Origin of the sequence: Glutamicibacter sp. JC586 (assembly GCF_009805585.1) — a bacterium.
Lineage (GTDB): Bacteria > Actinomycetota > Actinomycetes > Actinomycetales > Micrococcaceae > Glutamicibacter.
In genome coordinates this window covers 225,920-246,614 of sequence record NZ_VHIN01000009.1, presented here as the reverse complement: position 1 = coordinate 246,614, position 20,695 = coordinate 225,920, and the positions used below count along the sequence as shown (strand labels likewise).

Below are 20,695 nucleotides of genomic sequence, written 5' to 3'. Positions count from 1 at the left end.
CACAGTGAGCCGGTCGCGCCCGAATTCGCGCAATAACACCGGTAACCGCGTAGACTCAGGCGTGATGAACAACAAGAGTGTGGACGAGAATTTGCCCGATGTGGCCACTGAGTCCGAGGTACAGCGTCGCGAACGATTTGAGCGCGATGCCATGGTGTACGTGGACCAGCTGTATTCGGCTGCCCTGCGCATGGCTCGTAATCCTAGCGATGCTGAAGATCTGGTGCAGGAGGCGTATACCAAGGCGTACTCGGCCTTCCACCAGTACAAGCCAGGGACCAACCTCAAGGCTTGGCTGTACCGAATCCTAACAAACACCTATATCAACCTGTATCGCAAGCGCCAGCGTGAGCCGTTGCGTACCAGCACCGATACGGTTGAGGACTGGCAGATGGCTTCAGCCATGGAACATTCACCTACGGGTTTGCGCTCCGCTGAGGTGGAGGCGCTGGATCACCTACCGGACTCGGATGTGAAGGCCGCGCTACAGTCCATCGGCGAAGATTTCCGGATGGCCGTGTACTTCGTCGATGTTGAAGGTTTCAGCTACAAGGAAGCCAGCGACATTCTGGGTGTGCCGATCGGCACCGTCATGTCACGGTTGCACCGTGGACGTAAGAATTTGAGGGAACTGCTGGCTGATTACGCGGCAGAGCGTGGAATTTCCAGCTCAGCTCGCGCCAAGAGCGCCGCGAAAGCTGATGGAGGAGCGAAATAACATGGATTGCAATTCACTAGGTGATTGCGCCGATGACCGCATCGTACGCATCTATGAATACCTCGATGGTGCGTTGACGCTCAACGACATCAAAGAGGTCAAGGCGCACCTTGATGGCTGCCCGGAATGCACCGAGGAGTATGACCTTGAGTGCATTATCCGTTCGGTGGTGCGACGCAGCTGTCAGGAACAGGCGCCACAAAATCTGAAGGCCAGTATCTTTGCGAAGATCTCGCAGGTTCGCCTAGAGTCGGGCCACTAGCAGGTAAAGAGAAACCCCGTAGCGTTCGAGCCAAACTCGAATGGTACGGGGTTCTTTTTATGTTCGCTTCGCTTAGCTGTTTGGGCGCTTGCCGTGGTTGGCACCGCCACGCTTGCGATCGCGACGCTTACGAGCGCGCTTCGACATGGTGACTCCTTTAAGGGATCAATGGTTACTCCCGATAGTTCGGGCCGACTAATAGTCTTTCATACTTTGCGCCTAATTTCCTAACGCGCAAAGCTGGTTTAGCCCTCGCCAGGCTCCGGCAAGTCCAGCCACGAGTACCAGCCACGGTGAAGCACCAACCAGGCCATCAGGCCGTAACCGGCTTGGCCCGGGACACCCCCGGAAGCGTTCAGATCAGCGCGCCACTGGGCGTGAGAGCGCAGGGGAGTGAAGGTATCCACATAGTGGTGGTTGCGGCGCAGAGCCACGTCCGAGTACACCCGGTTCAGCTCAGCTACGCGCTGGTTTCGGGCATCGTCCAAACCTGGGGCAGGACCAACCAATAAGGCCTTGATGCTCATTTGTGACGCCGAATCTAGGATATTGGCCAGATTCAGTCGGCTGCGGGCAGTGGAGACATCCAGATCAACATCGCGATCTGAAAGCGCAATGACCAGGCGGTTCTCATACTGGTCACTGAAGCGACGAGAAGCTTCTCCCATCCAGCGCTCGGCGAGCGACTCGGAGCCTTCGGCCGGGGCTGCCAGGACGAAGGATTGCAGTCGCAAGGCAGGGTCTTGGGTTCGAGCCAGAACCCGGCCAAACCAGCCTAGTCCCCGGGGGTCCCCATGACCGGCCAGTAGCTCATCTCCGATTGCGGTAATTCGGATTGTGCGTAACTCCAACTGGGCGACCTTTCGTTGGCTCAAAGAATATGAATCGTTCCCCACCTTAGCAGTCGCACGCTGGGGAATCGGGGAGATTCATGCTGGATAAAGCCCACAAGTTACCCTGCAGTCCACCGTTGCTGTTAAAACGCCGTTGCCGGCGAGCAGACCTCTTGTTCAATGAGGAATGCTCGCCGGCAACTAGGGCCCAGCGATCAACGTTTGTGCAGTTTAGCGGGCGAAAGCCTGCTGCATCAGCACTGCGTTTTCTGCTTCGTGGCGCTTTGCGGTACCAGCGGAGGTTGCTGCCAAGGCCGGGCGGGAGACCAAATCGATCTTCTGCTCAAGCTGCGGCGCAACGTACAGGCCAAAGAACGGCCATGGACCCTGGTTAGCTGGCTCGTCCTGTACCCACGATGCCTTAGCGTTCGGGTACTTGGCCAGCTGCTGGGCAATCTGTTCCAGTGGGGCCGGGTAGAGCTGCTCAACACGCACGATCGCGGTCTTGGTGTCTTGAGCCTTGGCGCGGGTAGCGACAAGATCGTAGTACACACGACCCGAGCACAGAAGCACCTTGTCCACGGCGTTGGCATCGGTGATGGTGCTATCGCCGATAACTTCCTGGAAACCACCGGTGGTGAATTCCTCCACCGAACTTGCTGCAGCCTTCAGGCGCAGCAACTGCTTCGGGGTGAAGACAATCAGTGGCTTGCGTGGACGGGCGTAGGCCTGACGGCGCAACAGGTGGAAGTGATTAGCGCCGGTGGAAGGCTGAGCCACTACCATGTTGTTCTCTGCGCACAGCTGCAGGAAGCGCTCGATGCGGGCCGAGGAGTGATCCGGGCCCTGACCTTCGTAGCCATGTGGCAGCAACATCACCAGTGAGGTGGACTGCGACCACTTCTGCTCAGCCGAGGAGATGAACTCGTCGATTACGGTCTGGGCGCCGTTGACGAAGTCACCGAATTGAGCTTCCCACATAACCAGCGCATCTGGACGCTCTACCGAGTAACCGTATTCGAAGCCCAACGCCGCGTATTCGGAGAGTAGTGAGTCGTAGATCCACAGTGGCGCCTGGTCCTCGGAGAGGTTGTGCAGTGGGTACCACTCGTTGTCATTCTCGCGGTCGTGGAAGACCGAGTGACGCTGAACGAAGGTGCCACGACGTGAGTCCTGGCCAGCTAGACGAACCGGCACGCCTTCCATGGACAGCGAGCCCAGGGCAGCGATTTCAGCGAAGCCCCAGTCGATGCCTCCTTCACGGGACATCTTCTCGCGACGCTCCAGCAAGGACTTCAGCTTGGTGTGCATGGTGAAGCCCTCAGGGAACTGAAGGTGAGCTGCGCCGATATGTGCCAAGGTCTGAGCCGAGATGGCCGAACCGCGGGCGCCATCGACGGTGTTTTCGTCGGCAGCCTGAGCGAATGGCTTCTCCAGGTCGTTGATGGTCGAGCCCGGGGTGATGATCGGGATCGGGGAAGTCTGGGCGGCATGCGTCTCAGCGAAGATGCGCTCCAGGTTCTCCTTGTACTCGGCCAAAACGTGCTCGGCTTCTTCCTGCGTGATGTCACCGCGACCAACGAGGGCTTCGGTGTACAGCTTGCGGGTGGAGCGCTTGGCTTCGATCAGGTTGTACATGATCGGCTGGGTCATCGAAGGATCGTCGCCTTCGTTGTGACCGCGGCGGCGGTAGCACACCAGATCGATGACGACGTCCTTGCCGAACTTCTGGCGGTACTCGAAAGCCAGCTGGCCCACGTGGACCACTGCCTCTGGATCATCACCGTTGACGTGGAAGATCGGTGCCTGAACGGTGCGAGCAACATCCGAGGCGTACACCGAAGAGCGCGATGAACTTGGCGCGGTGGTGAAACCGATCTGGTTGTTCACGATCACGTGCACGGTACCACCGGTCTTGTAACCAGGCAGCTGGCTCATCGCCAGCACCTCGGAAACCACACCCTGGCCTGCGAAGGCCGCGTCGCCGTGAACCAAAATTGGCAGTACTTCGTTCTTCGATCCCAAGCGGTCAAGCTTGGCACGAGTGATGCCTTCAAGTACTGGGTCAACCGCTTCTAGGTGCGATGGGTTGGCAGCCAAGTACACCTTGGTCTGGTTGCCGGCATCCGAGGTGTAGGAACCTTCGGTACCCAAGTGGTACTTCACGTCTCCCGAACCCTGGACCGAACCTGGGGTAGCGGTGCCTTCAAATTCGCGGAAGACCTGTGCGTAGGTCTTGCCAGCAATGTTGGTCAGTACGTTCAGGCGTCCGCGGTGAGCCATACCGATGGCTACCTCGTCCAGCTGATCATCGGCAGCATCGGAAATGATGGCGTCCAGCAGTGGAATCAGCGACTCGCCACCTTCAAGGCTGAAGCGCTTCTGTCCCACGAACTTGGTCTGCAAGAAGGTCTCAAAAGCCTCAGCGGAGTTCAGCTTCGAGAGAATGCGTAGCTGCTCTTCGCGGGTTGGCTTGGCGTAGCGTGACTCCAGCTTGTCCTGGAACCATTCACGTTCGACCGGGTTCTGCAGGTGCATGTACTCGGTGCCGATGGTACGGCAGTAGGCATCACGCAGGGTGCCGAGGATATCGCGCAATAGTGCGCGATCGCGGCCGCCCAGTCCGCCGGTGATCCACTCGCGGTCCAGATCCCACAGGGTCAGGCCGTAGTTGTTGATGTCCAGATCTGGGTGCTTGCGCTGAACGTATTCCAGTGGGTTGATGTCGGCCATCAGATGGCCGCGCTCCCGGTAGGAGTTGATCAGGTGCTGAATGCGAGCGACCTTGTTGACCTGCAGGTCGATGTCGACCTGGTTGTCAACGGCCCAGCGAACCGGCTCGTAAGGAATACGAAGCTGCTCGAAGATCTCGTCGTAGAAGCCCTGCTCACCGAGCAACAGCGATTCAACCAGCTTCAGGAATTCGCCCGAACCTGCACCCTGAATCACGCGGTGGTCGTAGGTGGAGGTCAGGGTGATGTGCTTACCGATGCCCAGGCTTGCCACGGTCTTCTCCGAAGAGCCGCGGAATTCAGCTGGGTATTCAAGTGCGCCAACACCGATGATCGCTGCCTGGCCCTTGGACAGACGTGGAACCGAGTGAACGGTACCGATGCCACCTGGGTTGGTCAGCGAGACGGTGGTACCTGCGTAATCATCAGCGGTCAGCTTGTTGCCACGCGCGCGCTTGATCAAATCTTCGTAGGTAGCCCAGAACTCGTTGAAGCTCAGGGTTTCGGCAGCCTTGACATTTGGCACTGCCAGCATGCGGGTGCCATCTGGCTTTGGCATGTCGATGGCGATACCAAAGTTCACATGTGCCGGCTGGATGGCGGTTGGCTTCTTGTCGATCACATCGTAGGTGACGTTCATCGAAGGGATCTGCTTCAACGCACGAATCACGGCGAAGCCGATCAAGTGGGTGAAGGAAATCTTGCCACCGCGCGCACGCTTGAGGTGGTTGTTGATGACGATGCGGTTGTCGATCATCACCTTGGCTGGAACCGCGCGCACTGTGGTTGCGGTTGGCACGGTGAGGCTGGCATCCATGTTGGTGGCGATGGCCTTCATTGGCCCGCGCAGTGGGGTGCGCTTTTCCTCACCGAAAAGTTCGGTGGAAGGTGCAGCCTTGGGAGCCTGCGCCGGAATTGGCGTGGTCTTCGGTGCTGGTTCAGCTTTCTTTTCTTCAGCTGCTGGTGCTGGATCGGGTGCTGGCTTGGACGCCGGCGCGGGAGCTGGCTCAGCTGGTCGAGCCTGGGCTGCAGCGCGTGGTTCGGCTTGCCCCTTGCTGGCCGGTGCTGCTTGCGCCGCAGGCTTCGGCTGCGCTGCCGGTGCCTTTTTGTCGGCGGCGAGAGATTCGAAAATATCCCACCATTTCTTATCTACCGAGTTCTTGTCGACGAGATACTGTTCGAACAGCTCGTCTACTAGCCACTCGTTTCCACCAAACTCTTCAGTAAGTCGGTGGTGTGCTTGCTCTGGCACGTGCAACGCCTCTTCCCTGATTTCTACGTTGTTCTAGCTTGAGCCGATGGTCTTCCGAGGACGTGAATCGACCACTTCGGCTCACAAGATTTCTAGACCTGCGCACCAGTCTAGTGACTTTTGTGCCCGCTTGGCCACGGCACGTATGTAATCTCACGAAAGTGTCATGTATAACATTCCACTCAGCGTGATTCCGCTACCGCTAAAAGACACAATTTCAATGTGGTGCACAAAAGGTGATCGTTCGATAGACTTAATCGCACTATGGAATCACACTCTCCAAGCCGGCGTGCCGCCCACGGGCGCAGTGCCGGCCAACACAGTCCATGTTCAACAGGTTCTAGCTCCCTATTGGAGCCTTCTAGTTGCCGTTTTAGCGGCACTGAACCTCACTTCTTGATGTCAATGAACAGGTGGCGGTAACCACCGATGGATTGGCTCTACATTCTTTTTGGCCTGTTGCTCATTCTTGGCACAGGATTCTTCGTGGCCGTGGAATTCTCCCTGGTTGCACTCGATAAAAGCACCGTACAAAGTGCCATTGATCGGGGAGAAGCTGGTGCGAAGCCGCTTCTACAATGTTTAACTTCACTGTCCACTCAGCTTTCTAGCTGCCAATTGGGCATCACGCTGACCACGTTGCTTACCGGTTACGTGCTTGAACCAGCCATCAGCTCTTTGCTGGAACCTTTGATGGAAAAGATCGGTGTTCCAGAAGCAAGCTCGATGGCCATTGCTGTCATCGTTGCTCTGGTGCTGGCCACCTTGCTTTCGATGCTCATTGGCGAATTGGTTCCAAAGAACATGGCCATCGCTCAAGCGATGCGCGTAGGTAAGTTGCTGGCTCGACCACAATTGGTATTCACCGCAATCTTCAAACCTACGATCGTGGTGCTGAACGGTTTCTCCAACGCCGTACTTCATCGTTTTTTCGGACTTGAAGCCAAGGAAGAAATTTCTGCAGCGCGTTCTTCACAGGAGCTGGCCTCGCTCGTGCGTCGTTCGGCACAGCTGGGAACCTTGGACGTGCAAACTGCACGTTTTGTTCAGTCCACCATTGAATTCTCCGAACGCACCGCGGCCGATGTTATGACTCCGCGCACCTCGATGTCGACCATCGATTCACAGGCGCCATTATCGGAACTGATTGAGGTCAGCGCCGATACCGGATTCTCACGCTTCCCCGTAATCGAGGGCTCAAGTGACGAGATTCAGGGGATTTGCCACGTCAAGGCCGTTGTTTCGGTTCCGCGTGAACGCCGGGCAGCCTTGCAGGTAGGCGAATTCGCTCGCGATGCACTCTACGTTCCGGAGACCATTCACCTCGATGTGCTTCTGGAACAACTGCGTGCCGCTGAGTTCCAGATTGCCATCGTAATGGACGAGTACGGTGGAACCGCGGGTCTGGTGACCCTTGAGGACCTAGTTGAAGAGATCGTCGGCGAAGTTTCCGACGAACACGACGAGGACGAAGAAGAGGCAGTCACCCAGCCAAACGGTAGCTGGCTGTTCCCCGGAATGTTCCGACCCGATCAGGTGAACGAAAACTTCGATCGTGAGGTTATTCCCGAAGAATCCTCGTACGAAACTATCGGCGGGTTCATGCTCGCCGAGCTGGGCCGTCTGGCTGAACTTAACGACCAAGCTGTCACCGAGCACGGTACTTTCACCGTGACCGAGTTGGACGGTCGACGCATCGCCCAGGTCCGCTTTGAACCATCGGCACCAGAATCGGAGGCCGACAATGCATGATTTTATGGGCCTAATCTGGCTAGTCGTTTTGCTGCTCGCCAACGCGTTTTTTGTTGCCGGCGAATTTGCGGTGATGAGCGCACGCCGTTCACAGATCGAACCGTTGGCAGATGAAGGAAACAAGCGCGCGAAAATCGCCTTGTACGCCATGGAACACGTTTCGGTGATGCTTGCGGTGTGCCAGTTGGGCATTACCGTATGTTCGTTGCTGATCCTGAATATTTCCGAACCAGCGATTCACCACTTGTTGGCCGAGCCGATGATTCATCTAGGCATGGCCGAGTCGGTAGCGGACACGGTTGCGTTCCTGATCGCTTTGGTCCTGGTGACCTTCTTACACGTCACCTTTGGTGAGATGGTGCCGAAGAACATTTCGGTCTCTGTGGCTGACAAAGCTGTGATGCTTTTGGCGATGCCGCTGGTTGGACTTTCCAAGGTGCTCACGCCGATCACAGCGATGCTCAACGGCATGGCAAATATTGTCCTTCGCGCCTTCGGCATCGAGCCGAAAGATGAAGTAAGCAGCTCATACACTGCCGACGAAGTGCGTTCGATCATCGATACCTCCTCGGAGGAAGGTACCTTGGATGAAGACAACGCACTGCGTTTGACCAAGGCACTGGAATTCTCCTCGGTGACTACCCGCAACTGTATGGTTCCGCTGGATGATCTGTTCACGCTGGAATGGGGACAGACCACGGCACGCGAATTTGAGAAGAAAGTCGGCAAGACTGGCTTCTCGCGCATGCTGATCACCAAGAATGAGATTCCCGTGGGCTATTGGCACGTCAAGGATGTCATGCTCATTGACGACGCGCATTCGACTCAGCCTCTTTTGGACCTTCCGCTGCACCCGTTGGGTCAGCTGGGGCAGGATACCGAAATTGAAGCCGCGCTGGAGGAAATGCGCCAGGAAGGCAACCACCTTTCGGTGGTCGTTGACGATTCCGGAGCAGCTCTTGGCGTGGTCTTCTTGGAAGACGTGATCGAGGTGCTGGTCGGCGAAATTACCGACACCACTCGAAAGCGCGCTATGCCGCCTCGTTCAGAGAAGCAGGGAAACTAGGCGAAGCTCACCTATGAGAGCGTATTGCGAATGAATCGCAACTGGTAACATTGACTGCGGTGCCCGATATGGGCACCGCAGTTTTTTCGTCGTTGACGCGCTGATGATCGGCGCAGTTTAGAAAGCAGCCCATGTCATCTACCCCGATAGTCCGTTTTGAGGACGCACGCTTGGCTTACGGGTCCCGTGTGCTTTGGGATGAACTGAACCTCTCCATCGATGCAGGTGAATTTCTTGCTGTGCTGGGTCCTAATGGTTCGGGTAAAACCAGCTTCATCAACACCATGCTCGGCACCACGTCACTGAACCGAGGGTCGGTATCAATTGCTGGCGCGCCGGTACGTCGTGGTTCGGCTGAAGTAGGCCTCATCCCGCAACAACGACCCTTTGGCGACAACGTACCGTTGCGTGCCCGGGACCTCGTTGCCCTGGGTCTGGACGGTTCGAAGTTGGGTATTCGCATTGGGCGGAACTCGGTGCGCAAGCAAGTTGATCAATTGCTGGACATGGTCGGCGCTAGTGGTTATGCCAATCGGGCGGTATCGGACCTCTCCGGTGGCGAGCAGCAGCGTCTTCGTGCAGCTCAAGCACTTGCTGGGAATCCTCGAGTGCTTCTGTGCGACGAGCCTCTACTGTCCTTAGACCTGCATCATCAGCAGGCCATTAGCGAAGTAATACATCGACAGGCAGTGGAACGTAATAGCGCCGCAATTTTTGTCACGCATGAAATCAATCCAATTCTGCCTTATGTTGACCGAGTACTGTACCTGGCTCAGGGCAAGTTCCATTTGGGCACGGTCGATGAGGTCATGCAGAGCTCAGTGCTCACTGATCTCTACGGTGCACCGGTTGAGGTGCTGCGCGTGAATGGTCGGATTGTGGTTGTTGCTGGAGAAGGCTCAGGTCCATTGCCGGCCGACGGTCACGATCACGCACACGACATCGAACTAGAGACCGGAAAGTAGAGGCTAAACATGAACTTTTCGGACTTCATCGATAAAGCATTTAATTTTGACGACTATGGGTTACTTCTGCCTTTGGTCTCCAATTCACTGATCGCCGGCGCAGTTTTGGGCGTTGTTGGGGGACTGATCGGCATCTTTATCATGATGCGCGATATGGCCTTCGCCGTTCATGGAATTGCCGAACTGTCATTCGCGGGCGCCGCGTTTGCCTTGCTAATCGGCGCCGACGTGGTCACAGGTTCTGTGCTGGGCTCCCTGGTTGCAGCGCTTATTCTTGGATTTTTGGGAACCCGAGCGCGCGATCGAAACTCCATTACCGGTGTACTGATGCCTTTCGGCTTGGGACTAGGCATCTTGTTCTTGTCTCTCTACGAGGGCAGGAGTGCGAATAAATTCGGCCTGCTGACCGGACAAATTGTCGCAGTAGATAACGTTCAACTCACCGGCATGTTGGTGCTCTCACTCGTTGTGGTTCTCGCTTTGCTCCTGGTATGGAGACCACTGACATTTGCATCGGTTGATCCCGTCGTGGCCAACGCTAGAGGCGTGCGCACTTCAGGGCTATCGATTTTCTTCATGGTCATCTTGGCCTTGGCAGTGGCAGTGACTATCCAGGTGGTAGGTGCTCTGCTTGTCCTAGCATTGCTGATTACTCCGGCTGCAGCGGCGATGAGAGTGACGTCGAATCCAGTACTTACCGTCGTACTATCAATAGCGTTTGCAGAACTGGCCGTAGTCGGTGGCATCCTGCTGGCTCTGGCTGGTTCATTGCCAATCAGCCCGTATGTCACAACTATTTCGTTCTTGATTTATGTAGTGTGCCGTGGCATCGAATACGTACGTTCGCCGCGACGTCGTCATCAGGTTTAGCTGACTGTCTCTCCGCTGACCTCCTGCCGCGCCAGAGAATAGTCCTCGGGCGCCAAGTAGGGGGCAAAACGGTGCGGGGCGGGACAAATATACGGTCACGCAAGAACAGCGCACGACTAATGATTTGAGGGCTAGGCCTCCACCAAACGTAACTCCACAGGTCGATGAAGTCGTTCCTTGAAGTAGTTGAACCACTGGGATTCACACATAAGTTGTGGGAATGATTCATGTAAGTATCCAGTCGCCGGCGGGGCGGTGGACCGGTAAGACATGCTGGAACCAGGGCAGATTAGTATCGAATGGCGATCATTAAACGCGGAGTACTCGTACCATCCGGTGGCCTGCTTTGCCTTGTTGCATATTTCGCAACGGCCTAAGGAATTAGACGCGTTGGTTTTGCCCCCGCGTGCGAACTGAGTGACATGGTCCGTTTCCTCGACCAACCCGTCACAGAACGGGGTGCGGCAGTGCCGGTCGCGAATTCTGATGAACTTCTTGAGTTTTGGTGGGAAGAACCTTGCTTTTGAATCCATTGCGATCAGTTCTTGATCCCCCGGAGCCGTATAGAGGCGCATGATCTCAGTGACCACTTCGATCCGCTCAATGTTCTCTGGAGTCAGATTTGCATCCATTTCTTCGAAAGTCATCTCGTTAGGAATGGACTGTCCGCTAATCAATTCCCTCGCTGTCTGTGCTGGAATGTAGCCGTAACCTTCCAAATAGGCAGGTTCCCGATCACCCATGAACAGAGCCTTATCCGTCATGATCAGACCTAGCTGGACGTTGATCGTTTCTTCACCGTTTTCATCGATGAACATGCACCGGGAGAGCAGATCCGCCTGGATCTGCGTTCGATTGCGAGGGTCGCCCTTGCTCTTGATCTTGTAAGACTGCTGTCGTAACGACATCTGTAATCCGAGCCCACCTACGATGGGCAGGCGTGCTTGGACGAAAACGCATCCGGCTTCACGGTCCGTACGGAAACGAACATAGCGATGCTCGTTCGCTTCCTTGAGCTTCTTGTCTTCCCGGTCAGAGGCGTATTTGACGGTGTAATTGGCAACCGTTTCCTTGATCCGCTTGGGTCCCATGGATTCAAACATGTCCGGATGCTGTCCGTAAACCGAGTCAAACTCAGCCCGGCGCAGTGGCGGAACATCCTGCAGAGGAGTCAGCATTGCTTGGATCTGTGCTTCGGTGAATTCGCCGCGTGAGTATGCGGCGAGAATGTTAGGTGTGTCTTCGAAGAGGATGCGACAGTTCGTCATGTAGTTTCTTGAACCGTGCTGGGAACGCTTGCGGGCAATGGCAACGCGACTGGCCGCACCGCGTACCTGATCATCAAGATTGGTACCGCGCTCTTCATTCTCGCGTAGAACGTCTTTCTCTAGCTGGTGAGCTAGGCCTGCTTGCGAGCAGTTCAGGGATGAAATGACACCTTCGATGGATTCGATGGCCTGAGCGCAGTCTTCCTTATTGCCGTGGTCTTGGATCCACGACAAAGTCTTTTGCAGCTGGATCAGCTGGACTTCGAGATCCGGCTGATCCGCTTGAAATGAGAGGCCACTTCCGGGCGTCTTTGCTTCGGACATGACATCAGTTTACGCTGATTAATAGAAAATGTCTTCGAATATTTGGTGACAAGTGGATAACTTTTAGAACTCGATTGAGCTGCAGGTCAAGCACTGAATTGAGGCGATCTGGACCTGTTGCTGGTTCAGGTTTAGGCGTTATTCTTTGCCCTGCAGTCGGCGCAGACGCCATAGATTTCAACGGTGTGTTCAGGTTCAGAGAAATCGTGCTCTGCAGCGACGCGGGCTGCCCAACGTTCGACCGATGGGGCCTGGACTTCCACGGTTTTTGAGCAAGAACGGCAAACCAGATGGTGGTGGTGGGTATCGGTAACGCACTGGCGGAAGCGAGCCTCGCCGTCCCCGCTGCGCAACACGTCGACTAAGCCGTCGTCGGCCATAGACTGCAAAAGACGGTACACCGTCGCCAGTGAAACCTTCTTCTCGGAGTCCTGCAGCCAACGGTGTAGCTGCTGCGCGGTGGCGAAATCATCGATCTCGCTCAGCGCTTGCGCGACAGCTAAGCGTTGCTTGGTAATCCGGGTTTCTGGCTGGGACATCGACGTGCACCATTCCTTGACTTCGTGGCGGACCGGTTCGACCCAAACTGCCGGGTGATCACCTGTACTTTCATTCAATTTTAGCCAATTTTTCTCATGGATGCGTGTCTGGCGCTGGCACTGGCGGGGCGCGAAGCCTAGGGTAAAGATATGCGCATCAAAACTAGGGGCCATTCGTGTATTGAGCTGAGTACCATCGACGGTTCTCTGCTGCTGGATCCAGGCGGTTTCTCGGATCTGACTGGGGCGTTCGAGAGAAAGTCGGCGGTGCTGATCACTCACGAACATATGGACCATGCCCACCCGCAAGCCATCGTCGAGGCGTTGCTCGCCAACCCGGTGTTGGAAGTTTACGCGCCTTTGGCATTGGTCAAGACTCTGCGCGAGAAACTCCCCGCGGCCACCGCTTCACAGGTGCACCAGGTGTGCGCCGGCGCCGACTTCATCGTCGGTGGGATTCGAGTACGCGCGGTAGGCGGTACTCATGCAACGATCCACCGCTCCATCGATCTGGTGGCCAATGTGGGCTACGTGCTCGGTGATCGGGCCGTTGGCCAGCCGATCGTCTTCCATCCGGGGGATAGCTATCAAGTGCCGGTGGACGTGCCGGTTGATCTCTTGCTACTGCCGGTGATGGCACCGTGGGGCAAGATGTCCGAAGCTGCCGACTTTGCGGTGGCGGTTAACGCGACCACCTGGGTTCCGATCCACGATGGACTGCTCAACGAAACTGGCGTCGGACTGTTCGACCGCCAGCTTGGCACTATCGGGCAGAGTGCGGGCAGCTCATATCAGCGGTTAGTGGTAGGTAATGAATACAAGGTTGAAGAACTCCTAGCGAGGTAGTGCACATGAACCCATTGATTTCCGTTGCGGACCTAGAAAGTCTTGTGCGCGAGGACGACTCGTTGGTGCTGTTGGATGTTCGTTGGGTTCTAGGTCGCGACGATGGAGAAGCACAGTATCGGGAAGGTCATATTCCGGGCGCAGCCTTTGTAGACCTGGAATCCCAGCTCTCGGGCAGCGTGGGGAAGCACACCGGGCGCCACCCCTTGCCACTGCCAGCAGAATTTGAGGCTGCTGCGCAAAGTTGGGGGATAAGTGCCGGCAGCTCGGTCGTGGTCTACGACGATTCCGGTGCGCTGGCAGCGGCTCGGGCTTGGTGGCTATTGCGTCATGCAGGGTTCGAAAATGTTCAGGTGCTTGATGGCGGTTTAGAGGCCTGGAAGCGTGCCGGGTATCAACTTGCCACTGGCCCTGAAACGGCTCAACCTGGAACCGTAGCACTATCTTGGGGGCGCATGTCGGTGGTGGAATTTGACGAATTAGGCACGCTGACCGGGGTATTGATCGATTCCCGAGCCACCGCACGCTATCTGGGAATTGAAGAACCGATCGATCCGGTCGCAGGCCATATTCCGGGTGCTGTGAATCGGCCGACCACCGATAATTTGGACGCGCAGGCCAACTTCCGCAGTAGCGAAGAACTGCTGGCACGTTTCACCAAGTTGGGAGTGCAGCAACAGGGCTCGGCGGCTTATTGTGGCTCGGGTATTACGGCTGCCCATCAGGTGCTCGCCGCGGCCAGTGCGGGTATTGAACTCGGGCTCTATCCGGGCAGCTGGTCAGAATACTGTTCCTACCCGCAAGCGCCGGTGGCAACCAGCGACGAAAAGCATCGAAACTAGAATTTTCGCAAAAGAAAGGCAGCAATGAGTACGCTGTTCAGCAAGATTATTGATGGTCAGATTCCGGGACGCTTCGTGTGGCAAGACGAGACCTGTGTGGCTTTCTTGTCCATTGGTCCGCTCTCCGACGGGCACACCCTCGTGGTGCCTCGTGAGGAAGTGGATGAGTTCACCGACGCCTCCGAAGAGCTAGTCACTCACCTGACCTTGGTCGCCAGAAAGATTGGACAGACCCAGAAGCGAGTATTTGAGGCGCAGCGTGCGGGCTTAATGATCGCAGGTTTTGAAGTGCCGCATCTGCATGTGCACGTCTGGCCCACTAATTCGCTGGCGGACTTTGATCTATCCAACGCGAGCGAGAACCCCGACCCGGCAACCATGGATCGCAACGCGCAGCGCTTGCGTGAAGGATTGGTTGCTGACGGGCACGGCGAATTTGTGCCGCAGGATTAGCAGTAGGTGAAATTTGTAAGGTACCAGTCGACTCGGCCCAATTCGCGTGGGGTGCACCCCGGGATTTTTGGGTTGGCCAATGTCCTTGGTCGCGATGGAAAGTTCAGCGCCACCCAGCAGGTCGTATGGCGAACCGGGAACGACTGGTACAACGAGGCTTATCCCGATCCGAGCGATCGGTATCCAGATGTCTACGATCACCAGATCAACCCTGGGGCAGTAGCCTGGTTCAAAAGCAGTGCCCGGCATCTACTAGAGCGCGTTGAGCAATATTTGGTGTTGCTCGACGCGCACCAAGTGCCGTGGGAGAAACTAGAAAGCGATCATCCGGGGCGCATCGTCTACGAAGACGAGTTCCAAGTCCTCGCGACCCCGGTGGTTCCTTAACCTTTGACTCGGCGCATGGTCATATGAGAGGTGACCCGTCGTACTGCGGGAAGCGCAGTCAGTTTCGGAATGAGGTCTCGGTCGTAGGCTTCGGCGTCGGCAACCTGAATTCTTAGAAAGTAGTCTGGCTGTCCGTAGAGCCGGCGAATTTCGGTAACACCTTCGACGTTGTGCACGGCCGTCTCAAACTCATCGAGGCTGTGCTCGTTGTTCATCTCGACGTCAATGGCTACGGTCACCTCGAACCCGCGGCCGTAGGCCTTGGGGTTAATGATTGCCTTGTAGCCGCTGATAATGGCCTCGGACTCTAGCTTTTGTACGCGGCGCAGGCACGGGGCGGGTGTGAGCCCAACCCTACGAGATAGTTCCAAGTTGCTGATTCGAGCGTCTTTTTCCAGCTCGGCAATAATTGCTCGATCGAGATCATCCATGTTCCTATTATTGCCGATCTTGAGCCATTCCTCGCGTCAATTGGCAATCATATTTGGTCATTTTATACCTAAAATTGCTTCATGGCAGAAAATCTAGCAATTAAAGAAGCGGTTCACGAGGTGGGTGATAATCGCTGGTACCAGGTGCGCTTGGGAGCCAAAAATGTATTGCCGGCGGCCGTTGCAGTAGTTCCGTTGGGACTGGCCCTGGGCGTGCTCTTGGTACGAGTGGGGCTGCCTTGGTGGTCTGCACCATTACTTGCCGGTTTGGTCTTCGCAGGCTCGCTGGAATTTCTATTGATTGGCCTCGTCGTTGCGGTAGCTCCTCTTTCGCACATCGCGCTGACCACGTTGCTGGTCAACTTTAGGCATGTGTTCTATGCGATTTCTTTTCCCCTGCATCGGGTGAGGCACAAAGGGGCAAAAATCTATAGCATGTTTGCGCTGACCGATGAAGCATACGCACTCACCCTGCATGCTGAACGCAGGAACTACAGCGCTATCCGAATTCTGAGCATCCAAAGTTTGTTTCATGCCAGTTGGATCCTCAGCGTGTTCGCCGGTGCACTGCTCGGGGGCCTGATCCCAGATTCCGTCAAAGGACTCGAATTCGCAGTGACCGCTTTGTTTGTTGTTTTGTCGATCGAGGCCTACAAGGAGTACCAAAGTGTGCCGCTCACTATGCTGGCGTTGCTTAGTGTCGTAGTGGCCAATCTGATCGCTCCACAAAGCATGATGGTAGTGGCGATGCTAATGTATCTACTCGGGCTTTCGGCGCTGTATCTGGTGCGCAAACACCGCTCTGTAAAGGAGGGGCAACATGGCGAATAATCTCTACCTATTTTCGGCGATTGCGCTCAGTGCCTTGGTGACCTTCGGTCTGCGGGCATTGCCGTTCGCCTTCATCAAGGCGCTACGTCGCAGTGACTTGATCAACTATCTAGCCCAACGCATGCCTCTGGGAATTATGATCGTGCTGGCCGCTTCCACTATCCCACAAGACGTCTTGAACCCAAATGTGGCTTGGCCGGTAGCGGTGGCGCTGACGACAACGGTGGTCTTGCACCTATTCAAGTCCAACGCCGTGCTCAGCGTCCTGGCCGGCACCGCCGTTTACGTCGGGATCCTTAGCTGGCCCTTATAGCTGAGCCAGCCCATCCTTCATCGCCTTCCGGATCCGCTTCTCGCTGACCGAATAGGCGGTGCCTAATTCTTGGGCGAACAACGAGATGCGCATTTCTTCCAGCATCCACTTCACCTGGGCCAACATGGCCGGAACGCGGGCACCCTGAGGCACCTTGTTCAGCGCGGTGTCGTATTCGTCCTCCAACTTCTGGATGAGAACCAGGGCTTGTGAATCACGAGTGAGAGCTCCGCCACGAAGCTTCTCCAAACGAACCTCAATGCCCTGCATGTAGCGAGGCAAACGCATCAGGTTTGCAGCACCGGTAGCAGCAATGAAGCCGGGATAAATCAACTGCTCCAGTTGCGAGCGAATATCGGTCACAGCTGCAAACATCGCCAACGACTTGGTGTTCTTCAGGTCCTTGTTGATTCTTGTGGACGAGCCGAACACCTTTGCTACCACAGCGGTGATGGTGAAGACCGTATCGATCTGCTCCGCGCGCACAGTTTCATAAAGTGCCTCGAAGTCGGCTCGGTTCATCGGCAATTTCTCCGGAACCAGCTGATCGACGGCCGCCATAGTGCAGTCGGCGATGAGCTTGTCGATCGATCCATGTGGGTTCTGCGTGAAGACCAGCTTTTCGGCATTCTTCAGGTGTGAAATCACAAATTTTGCCGACGATGGTAGGCGCAGCATGAGCAATCGGATGACACCGGCACGGTGGGCCGCATCGCGTTCCACCTGGCTGCGGAATACCGTGAGGTCGACCAACGAGCCCGTGTCATTAAGGCCCGGGAACGCAGTGATCTCTTGACCCATCACGGTGGTGGTGACCTTAGTGGGCAACGTGTCCCCGAGGGTATCACCCGAAGATTCAAGCTGTGGCCAATGATCCAGAGCCTGCTGATCCCATGCGCCGGCGGCGGACTGATTGCCAGGACCTTTGGCGCTCTTCTTGGTCTTGTTTTTGGCTGGGGCGGATGGGGAGGAAGGGGCGGTAGGTTTGCCGGGGCTGTTCACGCCACTAGCTAGCGCGGCTCGATTGGCTGCGGCGAACTTGTACTGCAGTGCAGCCAAGTCATCGCCTTGGCCCAGAACCTTGCCCGAGGCATCGGTGACGGTGAACCCGAAGCGTAGGTGGGCTGGCAGCGCAGAGAAATCAAAGACCGCTGGATCCACCACCATGCCACGCAACCGTCGCAAGACCAAAGCTAGGGATTCGGCTAAATCATCGGTGCTTGGATCGAAGTCTTGCTCCAGCATCTCCAATGCTTTTGAAGCCACATCCGGGGCGGGAACAAAGTTCTTTCGTACAGCCTTGGGCATCGAACGAATCAGGGCAGTGAGAAGCTCATGTCTTAGCCCGGGGATCAGCCATGCAAAGCGGGCAGGATCCAACTGGTTCAGGAAGACCACGGGGACCTTTAGGCTTACCCCGTCGCCCTCGCCAGCGCCGGCAGCAGGGTTGTATTCGTAACTCAGCGGCAGGTGAATATTGCCTAGTTGCCAGGTTGTAGGGAAGTCAGTCTCGTCCAGGGAATCACCGTCGGCCAAGAGTGCTTCGGGGTCAAAATCCAAGAGCGACGGGTCGGTAGCGCGTGCCTTTTTCCACCAACGATCAAAGTGCCGCTCGGAGTAAACTTCGGAGCCCACGCGGGCATCATAGAAGGTGAACAGGTCTTCATCGGAGATTCGCAGGTCATGGCGGCGCATGCGAGTTTCCAGCTCTTCAACTTCTTCGAGCAGCGCCCGGTTTTTAGCAAAGAACTTGTGGTGGGTTCGCCAATCGCCTTCAACTAGGGCATGCCTAATGAACAGTTCGCGTGCCAAAATTGGATCAACACGCCAGTAGTGGAACTGGCGGCGCGGGATGATCGGCAGGCCGAAAAGGGTGACCTTCTCATAGCCCATAACTGAGCCGGTACGTTTGGACCAATGCGGCTCTGAGTGAGTGCGTTTGACTAGATGAGGGGCGATCTCCTCGACCCATTCGGGGGCGATGGCCGCGTTCATCCGAGCCCATAAGCGCGAGGTTTCTACCAACTCAGCGGACATGATCCAGGTCGGAGACTTTTTGAACAGACCGGAGCCGGGGAAGATGGCAAAACGGGTCCCACGTGCACCGAGGTAATCGCGCTTGCGTTCATCATAGAAGCCGATGTGTCCGAGCAATCCGGCTAGCAAGGACTTGTGAACTTGATCCTCATTGGCCGCAGGGTCAATCGGGGCGGCAGCCACGGTGATTGCCAAGGGCTTGGCCAGCTGGCGCAACTGGGTGAACAAATCCTGCCACTCACGCACGCGCAGGTAGTTGATGTGCTCTGCCTTGCACAGCCGGCGGAAAGCCGAAGAGGACAGTTCCTTCTGCTGCTCTTGCAAGTAGGCCCACAGGTTGAGTAGGGCGATGAAGTCGGATTTCTCGTCGGTGAAGCGTTTGTGCAGTTCCACCGCACGTTCGCGCGCTCCGGTGTCTTCGCTGGGCCGCTCGCGAGGATCTTGGATGCTCAGCCCGGCGGCGAGCACCATCACTTCCTTGGCCACGCCGCGATCGGCGGATTCAACGATCATGCGCCCGAGGCGAACATCCAACGGTAACTGCGCTAGTTTGCGACCGATGCTGGTGAGCTTGGCGGCCTTATTGGATTCCAGCGCACCTAGTTCTCGTAGCAGGTTCACACCATCGGTGATGGCTTTGGCTTCCGGGGGCTGAACGAAGGGGAACTTCCCAACTTCCGCTGCGGAAGACACAACACCCATGGAGATCATCTGCAAGATGACACTGGCCAGATTGGTACGCAGAATTTCGGGGTCGGTGAATTCGGGGCGCGCCTGATAGTCCGACTCTGCGTACAGGCGGATAGCGATGCCCTCGGACACACGACCACAACGGCCCGAGCGCTGATTAGCGCTGGCCTGGGAGACGCGTTCGATGGGCAGCCGTTGCACCTTGGTGCGGTGCGAGTAGCGCGAGATACGCGCGGTGCCGGTATCGACGACGTACTTGATCCCCGGTACCGTCAGCGATGTTTCAGCCACGTTGGTGGCCAAGATGATGCGCGGATTGCCTCCTGGATGGAAGACTCGGTGCTGTTCGGCCAGCGAGAGGCGAGCAAACAGCGGCAGGACTTCGTAGCGTGGCAGGCGTTTATTGGCGGTGACCATGGCTCGCAGCGCTTCGGCGGCGTCGCGGATTTCGCGTTCTCCGGAGAAGAAGATCAGGATATCGCCCGGCGCTTCACCGCTGAGTTCTTTCACCGCGTCGGTGACCGCATCAAGCGGATCTCGTTCTTCTTCCAGTGAATTCTCGTCCGCGTCCTGGACATCAAGCTCGGCTTCAGCCTGTAGCGGCCGGTAGCGCAGTTCAACCGGGAACGTGCGACCGGAGACTTCAAGAATTGGTGCTGGCTGCAGTTCACCGGAGGGCAAGCTCTTACCGAAATGCTCGGCGAAGCGCTGCGGGTCGATGGTAGCCGAAGTGATGATGATCTTAAGGTCTGGGCGCCGAGGCATGATCTGTTTGAGGTAGCCAAGCAGGAAGTCGATATTCAAGCTGCGCTCGTGGGCCTCATCGATGATGATCGCTGAGTACTTTTTCAGCAGACGGTCGCGCTGGATTTCGGCAAGCAAAATGCCGTCGGTCATGACCTTGAGCTTGGTATTGCGTGAGACCTCACCAGTGAAACGCACATGGAAGCCCACCTCATCACCGATCTGTGTCCCCAGTTCCTCGGCGATACGTTCGGCCACGGTCCGTGCGGCTAGGCGTCGAGGCTGGGTATGCCCGATCATGCCCTTCTCAGCCAGACCCAGCTCGATGAGCATCTTGGGCAGCTGGGTGGTTTTGCCCGAGCCGGTTTCGCCGGCAATGACAACCACCTGATTTTCGCGCACTGCTTTAAGGATGTCTGTGCGACGGGCCGAGACGGGAAGGGCTTCTGGATACGTAATGCTAAGCGCCATGATGTAATCCATTCTATTCGTGGTCGGCACATTCCGGTGGCCGCCGAGCCGAGAACGAAATCTGCGTCC

The 20,695-nt window shown here is 56.5% G+C and carries 19 protein-coding genes; 12 read left to right on the top strand and 7 right to left on the bottom strand.

Annotated elements, in window-relative coordinates:
- Nucleotides 1-64: 64 nt before the first annotated feature.
- Entirely contained in the window at nt 65-718 is a 654-nt protein-coding gene (locus FJV47_RS07585) for a sigma-70 family RNA polymerase sigma factor (protein ID WP_159611791.1), read from the top strand.
- A 1-nt stretch (nt 719) separates the two neighbouring features.
- Nucleotides 720-980, top strand: a complete 261-nt coding sequence (gene rsrA / locus FJV47_RS07580) for a mycothiol system anti-sigma-R factor (RefSeq protein WP_159611635.1) — start codon at nt 720-722, stop codon at nt 978-980.
- A 72-nt stretch (nt 981-1,052) separates the two neighbouring features.
- On the opposite strand, the gene FJV47_RS16760 is transcribed toward rsrA, so the two are convergent.
- From FJV47_RS16760 to FJV47_RS07570, 3 genes are all read right to left on the bottom strand, one after another.
- Nucleotides 1,053-1,127 carry a 50S ribosomal protein bL37 gene (locus FJV47_RS16760; RefSeq protein WP_369299107.1) on the bottom strand — a complete coding sequence of 25 codons (75 nt, stop codon included), beginning with the start codon at nt 1,125-1,127 and terminating at the stop codon, nt 1,053-1,055.
- A gap of 98 nt (nt 1,128-1,225) precedes the next feature.
- Nucleotides 1,226-1,831 (bottom strand): GDSL-type esterase/lipase family protein, encoded by a 606-nt coding sequence (locus tag FJV47_RS07575; protein ID WP_159611789.1) that lies wholly within the window; start codon nt 1,829-1,831, stop codon nt 1,226-1,228.
- A gap of 213 nt (nt 1,832-2,044) precedes the next feature.
- On the bottom strand, nt 2,045-5,797 hold the full coding sequence (locus tag FJV47_RS07570; protein ID WP_159611633.1) for a multifunctional oxoglutarate decarboxylase/oxoglutarate dehydrogenase thiamine pyrophosphate-binding subunit/dihydrolipoyllysine-residue succinyltransferase subunit: 3,753 nt from the start codon (nt 5,795-5,797) through the stop codon (nt 2,045-2,047).
- A gap of 429 nt (nt 5,798-6,226) precedes the next feature.
- Here FJV47_RS07570 and FJV47_RS07565 point away from each other — a divergent pair, with 429 nt between their 5' ends.
- The 4 genes from FJV47_RS07565 to FJV47_RS07550 all read left to right on the top strand — a co-directional run bounded on the left by FJV47_RS07565 (nt 6,227) and on the right by FJV47_RS07550 (nt 10,450).
- Entirely contained in the window at nt 6,227-7,549 is a 1,323-nt protein-coding gene (locus tag FJV47_RS07565) for a hemolysin family protein (RefSeq protein WP_159611631.1), read from the top strand.
- On the top strand, nt 7,542-8,615 hold the full coding sequence (locus tag FJV47_RS07560; RefSeq protein ID WP_200831974.1) for a hemolysin family protein: 1,074 nt from the start codon (nt 7,542-7,544) through the stop codon (nt 8,613-8,615). The genes FJV47_RS07565 and FJV47_RS07560 overlap by 8 nt, the downstream gene beginning before the upstream one ends.
- A 131-nt stretch (nt 8,616-8,746) precedes the next feature.
- On the top strand, nt 8,747-9,580 hold the full coding sequence (locus tag FJV47_RS07555; RefSeq protein WP_159611629.1) for a metal ABC transporter ATP-binding protein: 834 nt from the start codon (nt 8,747-8,749) through the stop codon (nt 9,578-9,580).
- Between the two features lie 9 nt (nt 9,581-9,589).
- Nucleotides 9,590-10,450, top strand: a complete 861-nt coding sequence (locus tag FJV47_RS07550) for a metal ABC transporter permease (protein WP_159611627.1) — start codon at nt 9,590-9,592, stop codon at nt 10,448-10,450.
- 131 nt (nt 10,451-10,581) lie between these two features.
- Here the strand turns inward: FJV47_RS07550 and FJV47_RS07545 are convergent, their stop codons facing one another.
- Together FJV47_RS07545 and FJV47_RS07540 are read right to left on the bottom strand one after the other, a co-directional pair.
- Nucleotides 10,582-12,042 (bottom strand): HNH endonuclease, encoded by a 1,461-nt coding sequence (locus tag FJV47_RS07545; protein WP_159611625.1) that lies wholly within the window; start codon nt 12,040-12,042, stop codon nt 10,582-10,584.
- A 131-nt stretch (nt 12,043-12,173) separates the two neighbouring features.
- Nucleotides 12,174-12,581, bottom strand: coding sequence for a Fur family transcriptional regulator (locus FJV47_RS07540; protein WP_159611623.1), 408 nt, complete (start codon nt 12,579-12,581; stop codon nt 12,174-12,176).
- A gap of 150 nt (nt 12,582-12,731) precedes the next feature.
- Here FJV47_RS07540 and FJV47_RS07535 point away from each other — a divergent pair, with 150 nt between their 5' ends.
- The 4 genes from FJV47_RS07535 to FJV47_RS07520 are packed head-to-tail and all read left to right on the top strand — an operon-like array spanning nt 12,732 to nt 15,109.
- Nucleotides 12,732-13,427 (top strand): MBL fold metallo-hydrolase, encoded by a 696-nt coding sequence (locus FJV47_RS07535; protein WP_159611622.1) that lies wholly within the window; start codon nt 12,732-12,734, stop codon nt 13,425-13,427.
- 5 nt (nt 13,428-13,432) lie between these two features.
- The gene (locus FJV47_RS07530) at nt 13,433-14,269 is read left to right on the top strand and encodes a sulfurtransferase (RefSeq protein ID WP_159611620.1); all 837 of its coding nucleotides are present in this window, start codon (nt 13,433-13,435) and stop codon (nt 14,267-14,269) included.
- Between the two features lie 24 nt (nt 14,270-14,293).
- A complete protein-coding gene (locus FJV47_RS07525; RefSeq protein WP_159611618.1) occupies nt 14,294-14,722 on the top strand; it encodes an HIT family protein in 429 nt (142 codons plus the stop codon).
- 6 nt (nt 14,723-14,728) lie between these two features.
- Nucleotides 14,729-15,109: a hypothetical protein gene (locus tag FJV47_RS07520; RefSeq protein WP_159611616.1), complete on the top strand. Its 381-nt coding sequence runs from the start codon at nt 14,729-14,731 to the stop codon at nt 15,107-15,109.
- Here the strand turns inward: FJV47_RS07520 and FJV47_RS07515 are convergent.
- The gene (locus tag FJV47_RS07515) at nt 15,106-15,540 is read right to left on the bottom strand and encodes an Lrp/AsnC family transcriptional regulator (protein ID WP_200831973.1); all 435 of its coding nucleotides are present in this window, start codon (nt 15,538-15,540) and stop codon (nt 15,106-15,108) included. The genes FJV47_RS07520 and FJV47_RS07515 overlap by 4 nt on opposite strands.
- Before the next feature lie 81 nt (nt 15,541-15,621).
- Here FJV47_RS07515 and FJV47_RS07510 point away from each other — a divergent pair, with 81 nt between their 5' ends.
- Together FJV47_RS07510 and FJV47_RS07505 are read left to right on the top strand one after the other, a co-directional pair.
- Nucleotides 15,622-16,371: an AzlC family ABC transporter permease gene (locus tag FJV47_RS07510; RefSeq protein WP_159611614.1), complete on the top strand. Its 750-nt coding sequence runs from the start codon at nt 15,622-15,624 to the stop codon at nt 16,369-16,371.
- Complete coding sequence (locus FJV47_RS07505) at nt 16,361-16,684, top strand: branched-chain amino acid transporter permease (RefSeq protein ID WP_159611612.1); 324 nt, start codon at nt 16,361-16,363, stop codon at nt 16,682-16,684. The genes FJV47_RS07510 and FJV47_RS07505 overlap by 11 nt, the downstream gene beginning before the upstream one ends.
- Here the strand turns inward: FJV47_RS07505 and hrpA are convergent.
- A complete protein-coding gene (gene hrpA, locus FJV47_RS07500) occupies nt 16,679-20,626 on the bottom strand; it encodes an ATP-dependent RNA helicase HrpA (protein ID WP_159611610.1) in 3,948 nt (1,315 codons plus the stop codon). The genes FJV47_RS07505 and hrpA overlap by 6 nt on opposite strands.
- Nucleotides 20,627-20,695: the final 69 nt, after the last annotated feature.

Bases quoted from the DNA above. Each gene is read 5' to 3' on its own strand.
- FJV47_RS07585 (WP_159611791.1), top strand. From the start codon at position 65: ATGAACAACAAGAGTGTGGACGAGAATTTGCCCGATGTGGCCACTGAG.
- rsrA (WP_159611635.1), top strand. From the start codon at position 720: ATGGATTGCAATTCACTAGGTGATTGCGCCGATGACCGCATCGTACGC.
- FJV47_RS07565 (WP_159611631.1), top strand. From the start codon at position 6,227: ATGGATTGGCTCTACATTCTTTTTGGCCTGTTGCTCATTCTTGGCACA.
- FJV47_RS07560 (WP_200831974.1), top strand. From the start codon at position 7,542: ATGCATGATTTTATGGGCCTAATCTGGCTAGTCGTTTTGCTGCTCGCC.
- FJV47_RS07555 (WP_159611629.1), top strand. From the start codon at position 8,747: ATGTCATCTACCCCGATAGTCCGTTTTGAGGACGCACGCTTGGCTTAC.
- FJV47_RS07550 (WP_159611627.1), top strand. From the start codon at position 9,590: ATGAACTTTTCGGACTTCATCGATAAAGCATTTAATTTTGACGACTAT.
- FJV47_RS07545 (WP_159611625.1), bottom strand. From the start codon at position 12,042: ATGTCCGAAGCAAAGACGCCCGGAAGTGGCCTCTCATTTCAAGCGGAT.
- FJV47_RS07540 (WP_159611623.1), bottom strand. From the start codon at position 12,581: ATGTCCCAGCCAGAAACCCGGATTACCAAGCAACGCTTAGCTGTCGCG.
- FJV47_RS07535 (WP_159611622.1), top strand. From the start codon at position 12,732: ATGCGCATCAAAACTAGGGGCCATTCGTGTATTGAGCTGAGTACCATC.
- FJV47_RS07530 (WP_159611620.1), top strand. From the start codon at position 13,433: ATGAACCCATTGATTTCCGTTGCGGACCTAGAAAGTCTTGTGCGCGAG.
- FJV47_RS07525 (WP_159611618.1), top strand. From the start codon at position 14,294: ATGAGTACGCTGTTCAGCAAGATTATTGATGGTCAGATTCCGGGACGC.
- FJV47_RS07515 (WP_200831973.1), bottom strand. From the start codon at position 15,540: ATGGATGATCTCGATCGAGCAATTATTGCCGAGCTGGAAAAAGACGCT.
- FJV47_RS07510 (WP_159611614.1), top strand. From the start codon at position 15,622: ATGGCAGAAAATCTAGCAATTAAAGAAGCGGTTCACGAGGTGGGTGAT.
- FJV47_RS07505 (WP_159611612.1), top strand. From the start codon at position 16,361: ATGGCGAATAATCTCTACCTATTTTCGGCGATTGCGCTCAGTGCCTTG.
- hrpA (WP_159611610.1), bottom strand. From the start codon at position 20,626: ATGGCGCTTAGCATTACGTATCCAGAAGCCCTTCCCGTCTCGGCCCGT.